The sequence below is a fragment of the Candidatus Methylomirabilota bacterium genome (genome assembly GCA_035260325.1).
Taxonomy (GTDB): domain Bacteria; phylum Methylomirabilota; class Methylomirabilia; order Rokubacteriales; family CSP1-6; genus AR19.
The window spans coordinates 1-13668 of the sequence record DATFVL010000135.1; the positions used below are offsets into that span (position 1 = coordinate 1).

Annotated in this window: 16 protein-coding genes; 13 read left to right on the forward strand and 3 right to left on the reverse strand. The window is 72.7% G+C overall.

Annotation, left to right across the window (positions count from 1 at the left end; translation table 11 throughout):
* Window positions 1-106: 106 nt before the first annotated feature.
* Window positions 107-1111 (forward strand): sensor domain-containing diguanylate cyclase, encoded by a 1005-nt coding sequence (locus tag VKG64_09090; protein ID HKB25195.1) that lies wholly within the window; start codon window positions 107-109, stop codon window positions 1109-1111.
* Window positions 1112-1121: 10 nt separating this feature from the next.
* Window positions 1122-2165, forward strand: coding sequence for a sensor domain-containing diguanylate cyclase (locus VKG64_09095; protein HKB25196.1), 1044 nt, complete (start codon window positions 1122-1124; stop codon window positions 2163-2165).
* Window positions 2166-2198: 33 nt separating this feature from the next.
* On the opposite strand, the gene VKG64_09100 is transcribed toward VKG64_09095, so the two are convergent.
* A complete protein-coding gene (locus VKG64_09100) occupies window positions 2199-3248 on the reverse strand; it encodes a cupin domain-containing protein (GenBank protein HKB25197.1) in 1050 nt (349 codons plus the stop codon).
* A gap of 71 nt (window positions 3249-3319) precedes the next feature.
* Here VKG64_09100 and VKG64_09105 point away from each other — a divergent pair, with 71 nt between their 5' ends.
* Genes VKG64_09105 through VKG64_09135 form a run of 7 tightly spaced genes read left to right on the forward strand, consistent with a single transcriptional unit; the run spans window position 3320 to window position 8477 of the window.
* Window positions 3320-3973 (forward strand): GntR family transcriptional regulator, encoded by a 654-nt coding sequence (locus VKG64_09105; GenBank protein ID HKB25198.1) that lies wholly within the window; start codon window positions 3320-3322, stop codon window positions 3971-3973.
* Between the two features lie 14 nt (window positions 3974-3987).
* Window positions 3988-4671, forward strand: a complete 684-nt coding sequence (locus tag VKG64_09110) for an iron-containing redox enzyme family protein (GenBank protein HKB25199.1) — start codon at window positions 3988-3990, stop codon at window positions 4669-4671.
* 4 nt (window positions 4672-4675) lie between these two features.
* On the forward strand, window positions 4676-4984 hold the full coding sequence (locus VKG64_09115) for a Rieske (2Fe-2S) protein (GenBank protein ID HKB25200.1): 309 nt from the start codon (window positions 4676-4678) through the stop codon (window positions 4982-4984).
* Window positions 4985-4994: 10 nt separating this feature from the next.
* Window positions 4995-5420: a heme-binding protein gene (locus tag VKG64_09120; protein ID HKB25201.1), complete on the forward strand. Its 426-nt coding sequence runs from the start codon at window positions 4995-4997 to the stop codon at window positions 5418-5420.
* Between the two features lie 48 nt (window positions 5421-5468).
* A complete protein-coding gene (locus VKG64_09125) occupies window positions 5469-5627 on the forward strand; it encodes a hypothetical protein (GenBank protein ID HKB25202.1) in 159 nt (52 codons plus the stop codon).
* Entirely contained in the window at window positions 5624-6808 is a 1185-nt protein-coding gene (locus VKG64_09130) for a CoA transferase (GenBank protein ID HKB25203.1), read from the forward strand. Before VKG64_09125 ends, VKG64_09130 begins: the two co-directional genes overlap by 4 nt.
* Window position 6809: 1 nt before the next feature.
* Window positions 6810-8477, forward strand: a complete 1668-nt coding sequence (locus VKG64_09135; protein HKB25204.1) for an AMP-binding protein — start codon at window positions 6810-6812, stop codon at window positions 8475-8477.
* A 13-nt stretch (window positions 8478-8490) separates the two neighbouring features.
* Here VKG64_09135 and VKG64_09140 read toward each other — a convergent pair whose 3' ends face one another.
* Entirely contained in the window at window positions 8491-8952 is a 462-nt protein-coding gene (locus VKG64_09140; protein HKB25205.1) for a helix-turn-helix domain-containing protein, read from the reverse strand.
* Between the two features lie 58 nt (window positions 8953-9010).
* Between VKG64_09140 and VKG64_09145 the strand changes: the two genes are divergently transcribed.
* From VKG64_09145 to VKG64_09160, 4 genes are all read left to right on the forward strand, one after another.
* Window positions 9011-10366 carry an MATE family efflux transporter gene (locus VKG64_09145; protein ID HKB25206.1) on the forward strand — a complete coding sequence of 452 codons (1356 nt, stop codon included), beginning with the start codon at window positions 9011-9013 and terminating at the stop codon, window positions 10364-10366.
* On the forward strand, window positions 10363-10836 hold the full coding sequence (locus tag VKG64_09150) for a hypothetical protein (protein ID HKB25207.1): 474 nt from the start codon (window positions 10363-10365) through the stop codon (window positions 10834-10836). The genes VKG64_09145 and VKG64_09150 overlap by 4 nt, the downstream gene beginning before the upstream one ends.
* 10 nt (window positions 10837-10846) lie before the next feature.
* Window positions 10847-11284, forward strand: coding sequence for a PaaI family thioesterase (locus VKG64_09155; protein ID HKB25208.1), 438 nt, complete (start codon window positions 10847-10849; stop codon window positions 11282-11284).
* 82 nt (window positions 11285-11366) lie between these two features.
* Window positions 11367-12293, forward strand: coding sequence for an LLM class flavin-dependent oxidoreductase (locus tag VKG64_09160; protein ID HKB25209.1), 927 nt, complete (start codon window positions 11367-11369; stop codon window positions 12291-12293).
* Between the two features lie 39 nt (window positions 12294-12332).
* On the opposite strand, the gene VKG64_09165 is transcribed toward VKG64_09160, so the two are convergent.
* A partial coding sequence (locus tag VKG64_09165; GenBank protein HKB25210.1) for a hypothetical protein occupies window positions 12333-13668 on the reverse strand: 1336 nt, incomplete at its 5' end.

Here is a 13668-nt window from a genome sequence, read left to right on the forward strand (position 1 = left end):
CCGGGTCGCGGTTCTCTAGCGGGCGCCCGCCGGCGCGGGCGCGGAGGATACGCTGAGACAGCCGGAAGCTCCGACGCCCAATCTGACCCAGGCCTTCAAAGAGCTGGTGCAGATCGGGATCACGCTCACGAGCGAGCGCGATGTCGCCACGCTGCTCGAGCGCATCCTCAGCGAGGGGCGGCGGTTCACGCGCGCGGAGGCGGGCACCCTGTTCCTCCGCGAGGGCGACTTCCTCCGGTTCGCCGTCGTGCAGAACGATCGCCTGGCGCGCGAGCTCGGTCAGGATGAGATGCGGCGTCAGCTCCAGGAGCAGCCGCTCCACCTCCGCGAGCTCTCCCTGGCGGGGCACGTCGCGCTGACCGGCGACATCCTGAACCTCCACGACACGTACATGATCCCGCCCGACCGGCCTTACCGCTTCGACTCGACCGTGGACGCGCGGACGACGTACCGGACGCAGTCGATCCTCGTCGTCCCGCTCCAGGATCCGAGCGGCACCATCCTGGGCGTGCTCGAGCTGATCAACGCGCTGGACCGCGGGAGTGTCGTCCCGTTCGATTCGCAGTACGAGAGCCTGGTGCGGGCGCTGGCCTCCCAGGCGGCGGTCGCGATCCGCAACGCGCGCCTCGAGGACCTCTCGCTCAAGGACGCCCTCACCGACGTCTACAACCGTCGCTACTTCATGATCCGGATGGAGGAAGAGCACAAGCGCTACACGCGGTTCGCCGAGCCGCTCGCGCTCGTCCTGCTCGATCTCGATCATTTCAAGGACGTCAACGACCGGTTCGGCCACCGCGAGGGCGACGCGGCCCTCCGCGAGGTCGCCCAGCTCCTCCTGAAACACTCGCGGGGTTTCAGCGTCGTCACCCGCTACGGCGGCGACGAGTTCGCGATCATCCTCGTCAACACGGCGAGGGCCGGCGCCCGCACCTACGCCGAGCGCATCCGGGCCACGATCGAGGGGCAGGCCTTCGGGCACGGCCGGGCGACCGCGAGCCTCGGCGTCGCCGCCCTCCCGGACGACGGCACGTCGGCGGACGATCTCATTGTGGCCGCGGACCGGGCGCTGTACGATGCCAAGCGACTCGGCCGGAACCGGGTTTCGGGATGAGCCGGGGACCATGCTCGACCGCGCCCAACTGCTCGAGGACCTCATCGACATCGGCCTCGCGCTCACGAGCGAGCGCGACCTCCACGCGCTCCTCGAGCGCATCCTCGAGCTGGCCCGGCGGTTCACGCGGGCCGAGGCCGGCACCCTCTTCCTCCGGGAGGGCGATCACCTCCGCTTCGCGGTAGTCCAGAACGATTTCCTCGAGGCGCGCCTCGGCAAGTCCGAGATGCAGCGGCGCCTCCAGGCCGCGCCCATGGCCCTCTCCGAGCCGAGCCTCGCCGGCCACGTCGCGCAGACCGGCGAGCTCATCAACGTGAGCGACGCGTACGCGATCGGCGTGCAGCAGACGGTCGCGTTCAACAGGTCGGTGGACGCGAGCAACGCCTACGGGACGCGCTCGGTCTTCGTCGTGCCGATCCAGGATGCGAAGGGCAACGTCGTGGGCGTCCTCGAGCTGCTCAATGCGCTCGACGAGGGCGGCGCGATCGTGCCGTTCGACCACGGGGACGAGAAGCTGGTCCGCGCCCTCGCGTCGCAGGCCGCGATCGCGATCCGCAACGCGCGCCTCGAGGACCTCTCGTTCAAGGACGGGCTCACGGAGCTCTACAACGGGCGCTACTTCGCGCTACGCCTCGACGAGGAGGCGAAGCGGAGCGCCCGCTTCGGCCACCCGCTCTCGCTCGCCTGCCTCGACCTCGACGGCTTCACGCGCATCAACGACGACAAGGGGCGCGCGGCGGGCGACGAGGTCCTGAAGGAGACGGCGCGGCTCCTCGTGAAGCACTCGCGGAGCTTCACGATCCTCGCGCGACGCGCCGGCGACGACTTCGTCGCGATCCTGGCGAACACGCCCAAGGCGGGCGCGGTGACCTACGCCGAGCGCATCCGCGGCGTCATCGAGCAGCACCCCTTCGCGCAGGGCCCGGTGACCGCGTGCCTCGGGGTCGCCGCGCTTCCCGCCGACGCGGCGTCGGCCGAGGACCTCATGGCGAAGGCCGACCGCGCGGTCGGCGAGGCGAAGCGGCTCGGCCCGAACCGCGTCACCGCCCTCTGAGCCGCGGGCCCGGCGTCGGTCGGTCCCTCCGGCTCATGGGTCGGCCTCCTCGTGCCAGAGCCCGAGCGCCCGGAGCGCGGGCTCGTCGTTGAATTGGAAGAGGCAGGCCGGCACCGACGCGGACGCGTTCCGGTGCTCGACGCGATTCCAGGGCGGCACGACGAGCGTGTCGCCCGCCTCCCACGTGAGCGCGGCGTCGCCGACGCGCGTCTCTCCGCGGCCCTCGATCACGTGGCAGACGGCGCTCACGCTGCTGCGCGGGGCCCGCGTGACCTCGCCGGGGCGCAGCCACAGCGCCTCGCACCCGAGCGTCGGGAGCGGCGGCGCGCCGGTCTTCGGGTTGACGTACCGGAGCGCCACGGGCTGGTCCGCCGGCGCGGCCGCGGCCATGGCGGCGAGCGCCCCGCGTACGCTCGCCCACGGCCAGCGCACCTGGGGATAGCCGGTGTCCGGATAGCGCGAGCGACGCGGCACGAGCCCCGCCGCCGTGAACTCGTCCTGCGACGAATCCGCGTCGGCGGACGGCCGGGCCGCCGGGCGCATCTTGGAGGCCCAGCTCGCGTCGAGGGCCCGTACCAGCGGCAGGTCGAGCCCGTCGAGCCACACCACGGGCTCGTGCCCCTCGTGCCCGTGGTCGTGCCAGCGCATCGGCGGCGTGACGATGAGGTCGCCCGGCTCCATCGCGCACTTCACGCCGTCCACCGTCGTGAAGGCACCGCGCCCCTCCACCACCAGCCGGAGCGCCGCCGGCGTGTGGTGATGGCTCGGCGCCGCCTCGCCGGGCAGGATGATCTGGAGCCCCGCGAACAGGGTCGCCGTGATCGAGTACGCGCCGCGGAGGCCGGGGTTCTCGAGGACGAGCACGCGGCGCTCCGCCTGCTCGATCGGCACGAGCCGTGCCGCCTCCAGGAGGAGCGGGCGCGCGTCGTGCCAGCGCCAGCGGTGCGGGACCGCGCGGCTGCCGCGCTCGCTCGGCAGGAGCATGTGGAGCGCCGTCCACAGGGGGCCGAGCGCGAGCGCGTCCAGCGCCTGGGAGTAGGCCGCCGGCAGGCCCGCGTCACGCGTCGGGAGCGCCGCTCTCATGCCGTCCGGGATCATACACGATCCCGACCGTCTTGACATGTATACAAGTCGTATGTCATGAGAGATCCAGGATGACCCCACGCGCCCGCCCCCGGACGTACCTGGCGGACACCGTCTACGCCGCGCTCCGCCAGGCGATCCTCGAGCGCGAGTTCGTCCCGGGCGAGCCCCTCACCGAGGGCGACCTTTCCCGCCGGTTCCGGGTGAGCCGCACCCCCGTGCGCGAGGCGCTCGCCAAGCTCGAGCGCGACCGCCTCGTGCGCGTCGTGCCGAAGAAGGGCGCCTTCGTCAGAGCGCTCTCCCACGACGAGATCCGGGACCTCTACGAGGTCCGCGAGGCGCTCGAGGCGCTCGCGGTCCGGCTGGCGACGCCGCACCTCTCCCGCGAGGAGCTGGAGGACTTCGAGGCGCGCTTCCGCGAGCTCCGGGCGCGCGGGCCCCGGGCGGCCTACACCGAGGTGCGCCCGCTGGGCGAGGAGTTCCACCGCCTGCTCGTGAAGCGGACGGAGAACGCGCGCCTCATGCGCGTCCTCGAGGAGATGCGCGAAGAGGTGCGTCCCGTCTGGACCATGGCCCTCGTCGCGCCCCGGCGGGTCCAGGCGCTCATCCGCGAGCACCTCGCGATCATCGACGCGCTCAGGCGAGGCGACGCGCGGCGCGCCGCGCGGCTGATGCGGCTGCACATCCGACGCGTCCGCGACGCGATCTTCCGGCTGGTCGACTGAGAAAGGAGTTCGCCATGGCCGAGACGAGCCCGTTCCGCAGAGAGCTCGAGAACGCCGTCAACGCGCGGCACAGCCGCCTGAACCCGTTCACCGAGAAGTGGGTCAAGGGCGAGCTGACGCGGCCCCAGCTCGGGGCGTGGGCCGCGCAGCACTACCAGTACGTGTCGCAGTTCCCGCGCTGGTGCGCGACGGTGTACGGCGAGTGCCCCGACTCCGACGCGCGCGATTTCCTGCTCGAGAACATCATCGAGGAGGAGTCGGGGACGAAGCACGTCGACCTCCTGATCCGCTTCGCCGAGGCGTGCGGCGTGAGGCGCGGGGAGGTCGAGAGCGCGCGCCAGCTGCCGACGACGCGGGGCCTCACCGCCTGGTGCTTCGAGATGTCGCGGCGGCCCTTCCACGTCGCGGCGGCCGGCCTGCTCGTCGGGCTCGAGTCGCAGGTGCCCGGCATCTACCGGCGCAACCTGCCGCCGCTCAAGACGCACTACGGCTTCACCGACCACGAGGTGGAGTTCTTCGCGATCCACATCGAGGCCGACGAGGTCCACAGCGAGCGCGGCTACCAGATCGTCGAGCGCCACTCGACGACGCCCGAGAAGCGCGCGGAGGCGATCGACGCCGTCCGTCAGGCGACCGAGATGCGCTGGCAGTACATGACCGGCCTCCATCGCGCCTACGTCCTCAAGGAGGACATGTAACGCCATGTCGGCGCTGAGGGTGGCCCGCCTGGACGATCTCCCGGCGGGCCGGCCGACCCTCGTCGAGGCCAACGGCCTCCGGCTCGTCCTGGCGCGCGTGAAGGACGACGTCTTCGCGTGCCAGGACACGTGCGCCCACAAGGGCGGGCCGCTCTCGGAGGGCAAGCTCTCCGGCGTGCGGCTCGCCTGCCCGTGGCACGGCTGGATGTACGACGTCCGGACGGGCGAGTGCGTGCTGCCGGGGCGCGGCAACCGCGTCGCCAGCTACCCGGTCCGCGTCGAGGCCGGCGAGGTCTGGGTGGAGCTCCCGTGAGGCGACGGCCGTGGCGCTGACGCTCGAGAAGGCCCACGCGTGCATCGAGCGCGGCTTCGCCAAGGCGCGGACGCTCGGCTTCAAGGTGGCGATCGCGGTGGTGGACGAGGCGGGGCACCTCGTCGCCTGCGACCGCATGGACGGGGCACTCTGGCCGACGCCCGAGATCGCGCGCGCGAAGGCGAACGCCGCGGCCGCGTTCCGGGCCACGACGCAGGACCTCGAGGAGCGCTTCAACAAGGGACGCCAGCTCTTCGCCGACAACGTGGCGACGCTCGGCGACTACCGGTTCGTGTTCGGCCGCGGCGCGGTGCCCCTCGTCGAGGGCGACCAGATCGTGGGCGCCGTCGGGGTGAGCGGCGCGGTGCCCGCCGACAACGACCACGCCATCGCCGACGAGGCCGCCGGCCACCCCGTCCTGCCCAAGAGCCACTGACGCGCGGGCCCCACCCTCGATGCCCCGTTCTGAGGTAAGCTTCCTCCCGTGCAGTTCGAGGTGGAGATCCACGAGAACGAGGCGAGGGAGTGGGTGGCGACCGCCGTCGCGTACGGCGTGACGGCGACGGGCCGGACGGAGAAGGAGGCCCTCGCCCGCATCATGGAGGCCCTCGCGCAGCACTTCAAGAAGACCCTGAGGCCGTGAGCGGCGCGCTCGCGGGCCTGCGTGTCGTGGACTGCTCGCGCCTCATCGCGGGCGGCGTTCTCGCGACGATCCTCGCCGACCACGGCGCCGACGTCGTCAAGGTCGAGAACCCGCGGGGCGGCGATCCCCTCCGGACGTGGCTCCGCGAGCGGGGCGAGCTGTGGTGGAAGGTCTACGCGCGCGGCAAGCGGTCCATCACGCTCAACCTCGCGCACCCGCGGGGACAGGCCCTTCTGCGACGGCTCGCGCGGGACGCCGACGTCCTCATCGAGAACTTCCTCCCCGGCACCTTCGAGAAGTGGGGGCTCGGCTGGGACGTCCTCTCGGCCGAGAACCCGCGCCTCGTGTTCGCGCGCGTCTCGGGCTGGGGGCAGGACGGCCCGTACCGCGACCGCCCGGGCTTCGGGACGATGGTCGAGGCGATGAGCGGCTTCGCCGCGGCGACGGGCCCCGCGGACCGGCCGCCGACGCTGCCGTCGTTCCCGATGGCGGACATGGTCGCCGCCCTCGCCGGCGCCGCCGCCGTGCTCGCGGCGCTCCGCCACCGCGACCAGGCCTCGGGGCGTGGCCAGGTGATCGACATCTCGCTCTACGAGCCGCTCCTCTCCGTCCTCGGGCCGGCCGCCGCCGAGTACGCGCTCGACGGCACGATCCGGACGCGCCACGGCAACCAGTCGGACAACGCGAGCCCCCGCGGCACCTACCGGACGCGTGACGGCAAGTGGGTGGCGCTCTCGGCCTCGACGCCCGCCTCGGCGACGGCCCTCTTCGCCGGGCTCGGGCTCGGCGACATGCTGCGCGACCCGCGCTTCGCGACGAACGACGCGCGCGTCGCCCACAACGACCTGGTGGACGACGCGCTGTCCCGAGCGATCGGCGCGCGGACGCTCGACGAGATGCTCCTGCTCTTCGAGAAGGCGGACCTGACGGCCTCGCCCGTCTACGACGTCGCCGACATCACGAAGGACCCCCACGTGCTCGCGCGTGGGATCCTGGCGGACGTGCCCGACCCCGACCTCGGCGCGGTCCGCATGACCGCGCCGACGCCGCGCCTCGGCGCCACGCCGGCCGCGATCCGCTGGCCGGGCCCGAGGCTCGGCGCGCACAACCGCGAGGTCTACGCCTCCCTCGGCGTCTCCGACGCGGAGCTCGACGAGCTCAGGCGCGACGGGATCGTCTAGCGTGGCGCGGCGCGCGCCCGCGGCCCCGGCCGCGTCGCCGAACCCCTTCGCCCACGCCACGGCGATCTCCATGCTCGACGCCCTCGCGGCGCGCCACGGCGCGAGCGAGGCGATCGTGTTCGGCGACCGGCGCATGACCTTCGCCGCGTTCGCCGCGGCCGCACACCGGCTCGCGAGCGGCCTCGCGGCGCTCGGGATCGGCCGCGGCGACAAGGTCGCGATCTGGCTGCCGAACCGGCCCGAGTGGTACGTCGCCCAGTACGCGTGCGCGCGCCTCGGCGCGGTGGTCGTCGCGCTGAACCCGCGCTACAAGGCGCACGAGCTCACGTACATCCTCGGCCAGTCGGACGCGACGGCGCTCCTCCTCACCGACCACCTCGGCGGGATCGACTACTTCGAGACGCTCCACCAGGTGCTGCCCGGGCTGCCCGCGTCGGTCCCCGGCGAGCTCTCGAGCGCCGCGTTTCCGGCGCTGCGCCACGTCATCGTGGACGCGGAGGACCCCTATCCCGGCTGCCACCGCCTCGCCGATCTGTTCGAGACGGGGGCCGCGCTGCCGGCCGCGGCCGGACCCGACGACGTCTTCACGCTGCTCTACACGTCGGGCACGACCTCGTTCCCGAAGGGCGCGATGATCACGCACCGTAACTGCGTTCCCCATGGCTGGAACGTCGGCGAGGCGCTGCGGATGACGCCCGAGGACCGGGTGCTCCACGCGCTGCCGGCCGCCGGCACGTGGGGCGGCGTCAACATCCCGCTCGTCACGTGGAGCCACGGCGCGTGTCTGGTCTTGATGGACGCCTTCGATCCGCTCCGCGCGCTCCAGCTGATCGAGCGCGAGCGCTGCACCGTCTGGAACGCGGTGGACGCGATGGTCAAGGCGATGCTCGACCATCCGGACCTCGAGCGTTACGACCGCTCGTCGCTCCGCACGGGCGCGCTCGGCTCGACGGGCGGCGGCGCGCACGGCCTCTTCGAGGCGTGGATCGGGAAGATCGGCGTGAAGGCGGGCTACGAGCCCTACGGGATGACCGAGGTGAACGCGATGGCGCTCTACCACGAGCTGGACGAGCCGCTCGAGCTCCGGAAGCTCCCGGGCGTCAACCCGGCGCCCGGGCTCGCGGTGCGCGTCGTGCACCCGGAGACCGGCGCGCCGTGCCGGCCGGGCGAGGAGGGCGAGCTCCAGTTCCGCGGCGAGATCGTCACGCGCGGCTACTACAAGAAGCCCGAGGAGACGGCGGCGGCGTTCACGCCGGATGGCTGGTTCCGCTCCGGCGACCTCGGCGTCCAGGACGCCGCGGGCCATACCATCTTCAAGGGACGGCTCCGGGAGACGCTCAGGATCAGCCACTTCATGGTCGCGCCGGGCGAGATCGAGGCGTTTCTCATGTCGCACCCGGACGTCGCCCAGGCGTTTGTCGTCGGCGTGCCCGACCCCAGGCTCAACGAGGCGCCGGTCGCCTACGTTATCTTAAAGCAGGGCGCCTTTCTCACCGAGGACGCGCTGCGCGGCTTCTGCCGGGGGAAGGTCGCCTCCTACAAGATCCCGGTCGCCGTGCGCTTCGTGAAGGACGTGCCGCGCACGCCGGGGCCGCACGGCGACAAGGTCCAGCGCGGCAGGCTCCGCGAGCAGGCGATGCGGGAGCTGGGGAGAGGCGCGGCGGTCTGAGCGTCCGTCCGAGCTAGGCGCGCCGCCTGGCAGACGTCCCGGCGCGCCGCCGCGCGCGGGCGAGGCGCACGGTGCTCCCGCGGACGCGCGTCGCGCAGCGCCGGCAGAAGTACCCGAGCTCCACCGGGTGCCCGCAGGCGTCGTGGACGAGCGCGCTCGAGCGGTGCACGTGGCGCGTCCCCCACGTCGCGAGCGCGCCGATCACCACCCCGAGCTCGCGCCCCTTGTCCGTCAGCGCGTACTCCGCCCGCGGCGGGTGGTCGGAGTAGAAGCGCCGCGCGACGAGTGCCTCATCCTCCATGAGCTTCAGCCGGTCGGACAAAAGATTCGGCGCGATCCCCTTGAGGCTCGACTGTAAGTCCTGGAAGCGCTGCGGGCCGCGGAGCAGGTCGCGCACGAGCAGGAGGGTCCAGCGGTCGCCGACGACGTCGAGCGACTTCGCCACCGGGCACGCCTGGCCGTAGCGCTTGGGCACGTCCCGAGTATAGCCGGCGCTTGACAGAAATGCTAGTAACTATAAAATAGAAAGTCACATGGACCCGACGACCCGCCGGCTCCTCGAGGCGCCCATCGCCCCGACGCTCCTCGCCCTGGCGGCGCCCAACGTCCTCATGCTCGTGTCCCAGGTCGCGCTCAACGTCCTCGAGGCCTACTTCGTGGGCTGGCTCGGCGCCGACGCCCTCGCTGGCGTCTCCGTGACCTTCCCCCTCGTCATGCTCATGCAGACGATGTCGGCGGGCGGGATGGGCGGCGGCGTCGCCTCGGCGGTGGCGCGCGCGCTCGGCGCCGGCCGCCGCGCGGACGCGAGCGCCCTGGTCGCCCACGCGATCGTCATCGCGCTCGCCATGGCGGCGCTCTTCAGCGCGGCCCTCCTCGTGGGCGGTCCCGCGATCTACCGGGCGATGGGGGCGCGCGACGGCGCCCTCGCGGCCGCCCTCGCCTACTCGAACGTGATCTTCGCCGGCGCCGCCGCGTTCTGGCTCTTCAACACGCTGGCCAGCGTGGTACGCGGCACGGGCAACATGCGCCTGCCGGCCGGGGTGGCCGTCGGCGGGGGCGCGATCCTCCTCGGGCTCTCGCCCGCCCTCATCTTCGGCTGGGGCCCCCTGCCGCGGCTCGGCGTGCGCGGCGCGGCGATCGCGCTCGTCACCTATTACGGCCTCGGCGCCCTCGTCTTCCTCGGCTACCTCGTCTCCGGCCGGAGCCTCGTCACCCTGGCGCCGCGGGCGGTGCGCTTCCGGCGCGCGCTCTTCGGGGAGATCCTCCGCGTCGGGGCGCCGAGCCTCGTGAACAACGTCCAGACGAACCTGACCGTCGTGATCCTCACGGCGCTCGTGGGGCCCTTCGGCACCTTCGCCCTCGCGGGCTACGGCATGGGCGTGCGCCTCGAGTACCTCCAGATCCCGCTGGTCTTCGGCTTCGGCTCGGCGCTCGTCACGATGGTCGGCACGAACTTCGGCGCGGGCCGGGCCGAGCGCGCCCGGCGCGTGGCGTGGACCGGCGCCCTGATGGCGGCGGGCGTCTGCGAGACGATCGGGCTCGCGGCCGCGCTCTTCCCGCGCGCGTGGCTCGGCCTCTTCAGCTCGGAGCCCGAGGTCCTCGCCGCCGGCGCCGCCTACCTCCGCGTCGTCGGCCCGACGTACGGCTTCTTCGGTCTCGGGCTCGCGCTCTACTTCGCGTCCCAGGGCGCGGGCCGGCTCCTCTGGCCGCTCCTCGCGGGCGCGAGCCGTCTCGGCGTCGCGGCGGCGGGCGGCTGGCTGATCCTCCACTGGACCGGCGGCGAACTCGCGGCGCTGTTCGCCGTGATGGGCGCGGCGCTGGTCGTCTTCGGATCCACGCTCGCGGGCGCGATCCATCTCGGCGCCTGGAACGCACGGAGGGAACCATGAGCACACAGCAGATCTTCGGCCTGCAGTTCCTGCTGAGCCTGGTCGTGTACGGACTCATCGCGCGGTGGTACGTGGCGCCGCGGCTCCGAGCGCTGCCCGTCGCGTCGGCGCTGACGCCGCTGCTCTTCCTCCACGCGACCCGTCACCTCGGCATGGTGTTCCTCGTCCCGTCGGTCGTCGGCCCGGGGCTCCAGCCCGAGTTCGCGGTCCCGGCGGCGTACGGCGACCTGCTCGCGGCGCTTCTGGCGCTCCTGGCGCTCGTCGCGCTCAGGGCGCGCTGGCCGGTGGCGCTGGCGCTCGTCTGGGTCTTCAATGTCGTCGGGGCGCTCGACCTGGTGAACGCGCTGTACCGCGGCGCGCGGCTCGGCGTGAGCCTGGGCGCGGCCTACTACATCCCGACGTTCGCGGTGCCCGCGCTGCTCGTGACGCACGCGATGATCTTCGCCATTCTCCTGCGGCGCTCACGGTAAGGAGGGACCGATGCCCAGGATGCTCGACGCGATCCGCATGATGCAGCGCGGAGAGCTGCCGCCGCCGCCCGTCGCCACGCTCATCGGATTCACGCTCGTCGCCGTCGAGCCGGGCCGGGCGGTCGTCGCGCTCGAGGCGACGGAGCGCCACGCGAACCCGATGGGCACGCTCCACGGCGGCGTCCTCTGCGACGTCGCGGACGCGGCGATGGGGATGGCCTGGGCGTCCACGCTCGACGAGGGCGAGACGTTCACGACGCTCGAGCTCAAGATCAACTTCCTCAAGCCCGTCTGGACGGGACGGCTCACCGCCACCGGACGCGTCGTGAAGGGCGGCCGGACGGTCGGCCTCGTCGAGTGCGACGTCGTGGACGCGAAGGAGCGGCTCGTGGCCCGGGCGAGCTCGACCGTGCTGACCCTCCGGGGCGCCGAGGCCGCCGGCCGCTAGACGCCCCGACGGGCGTCGAGTATTCTCGGAGCGCATTCCCGAGGGAGCGCATCCGTGAGGCTCGACGTCTGAGGAGGCGACCATGGCCGAGCGACTGGCACTCGCCGTCATACCCGGGGTGGGCTGGAGCGCGCGCGAGGTGCAGGCGGTCGCCCGCGAGGCGGAGGACGCGGGGTTCGACGCGATCTTCGCCGCCGAGGTCAACAACGACGTGCTGGCGACGGCCCAGCTCATGGGCGCGGCGACCCAGCGCATCACCGTGGGCACCTGGATCGCGAACATCTACCTGCGCCATTCGTACGCGTGCGCGCAGGGTGCGGCCCTCATCGCCGACGCCACGGGCGGACGCTTCGTTCTGGGGCTCGGCGTCAGCCATCCGCCGGTCAACAAGGCGCTCGGGATCGACATGCAGGATCCGCCGGCGGCGTTGCGGCGCTACGTCACGGCGGTACGAAGCTGGCTCAGGGGCGAGGGCCCGGCGACGCATCTGCCCCAGCGCCCTGCCAAGCACAAGGTGCCCGTCTATGTCGCCGCGGTGACCTCACGGACCGTCGAGCTCGCCAGCGAGCTGGCCGATGGGATCATGCCGTTTCTGTGGTCGGCGGCGCGCGTCGCGAAGAGCAAGGCCTGGATCGCCAACGGCCGCGCGAAGGCCTCGGGCCTCGGCAAGGTCGACGTCACCGTGGGCCTGCCGATCTTCATCGGCGACGACGTGAAGGCGATGCGCGACGTCGCACGCCAGAATCTCGGGCTGTATACGACCTTCCCCTTTTTCCAGCGGCTCTTCCGCGCGAGCGGCTTCACGGCTGAAGCGGCTGAGATGGAGAAGGGCGGCGGGGGCGCCTCGTTGAGCGACCGGCTGCTTGATGCGGTGTGCCTCCTCGGGCCCCTGGCCCGCTGCCGCGAGCAGCTCGCGGCGTTCCGCACCGCGGGCGTCGACCTCCCGATCCTCGTGCCTCCGATCGGCGTCGACGGGGCGCGCGCCGTCATCAAGGCCTTCCGGCGCTGACGTCGGGCGGGCGGGCCGTGCGTCGGGCGCGGCCCGGGCCTACACCGCGCGGCGAAGCTCGAGCGCCAGCTCCTGGGCGCGCCGGAGCTGCGCCGACGCGTCCAGGCCCCGGAACGCCGCCTCCCCCTCCTGGACGTGCGCCAGGGCGGCGGCGCGATCGCCTGCGCCCGCGGCCAGCGCGGCAAGCTCGAGCCGCGTGCGGCCGACCTCGAACTGCGCGCCGATCGACGTGAACGTGGCGAGCGCGTCCGTGAGATGCCCGACGGTCGCGTCGTGCGCGCCCGTGTCCGAGGCGATCCGGCCCAGGATCCGCTGGCCGTAGCCGACCCCGAGCCAGTACCGGGCGCCCGTGGTGATCGCGAGCCCGCGGCGCGCGAGGTCGAGCGCGCGGTCGGTGTTGCCGCCCAGCCGGTGGCCCTCGGCCAGCGTCGACGTGAACATCCCGTGCCACTGCGGGAAGCCGAACTGCTCCAACTCGCTCACGACGTGCTCGAGCAGGGGGATCGCCGGCTCGGGGTCGCCATGCTCGACGTGGACGTATCCGAGGAACCCGGAGGCGTAGACGCCGCTCACGCGATCGGTCGCGAGCTTCCGGCTGCGCTCGCAATCGTCGATGGCGAGGGCGCGGTCGCCGCGCATCGCCGCGACCCAGCCGCTCGTGAACGCCGCGTAGCACTGCAGCCGCGTGTCGCTGATGGCCTCGCCGACCGCCGAGGCGCTCGCGGCGGCTGCCAGCGCTTCCGGGAACCGCCCGATGAGCAGGTAGTTCATGGCCAGGTAGAAGTGCGCCATGCCGAGCCACCACTGCTGGGTCGTGCCGAGGAGCCGCTGCACCGCCTGCCGCCCGTGCTCGATGCCGTCGCGGGCCCTGCCCGACCAGTGGCCTTCCAGGGCGAGGAGGCCGTGGGCCTTCCCGAGCGTCGCGTCGTCGCCGCAGCGGCTCGCCTCTTCGATGGACCGCCCGGCGCACTGCACCGCGAGCTCCTGGTTCCCCAGGCGGCTGTACATGTGGGCGAGCCAGAAGTAGTACGGGCCGGCGAGCGCCGCATCACCGAGCCCGTCCAGGCGCTCGCGGTGCTGCAGGAGACGGTCCACGCTCTCGGCGAAGCGGCCGAGGAAGTAGAGCGAGAATCCCTGGCGCAGCGCGATGTCGAGCACCATGCGGTCGCGCTGCGGGCCCTCAGGCAGGTGCTCCACGTGGGTGAGCGCCTCGGTGAGGTGCGTGATCGCTTCGGCGTTGGCGTAGACGCGCGCCGCCTTGTCGGCGACCCGGATCAAATACGTAACCGCCTTGTCCGCGATCTCCGACCGGGCGTAGTGGTAGGCCAGCGACCCGTAGATCTCCTCGAGGCGGTCGGCGTAGAGCTCCTCGAGC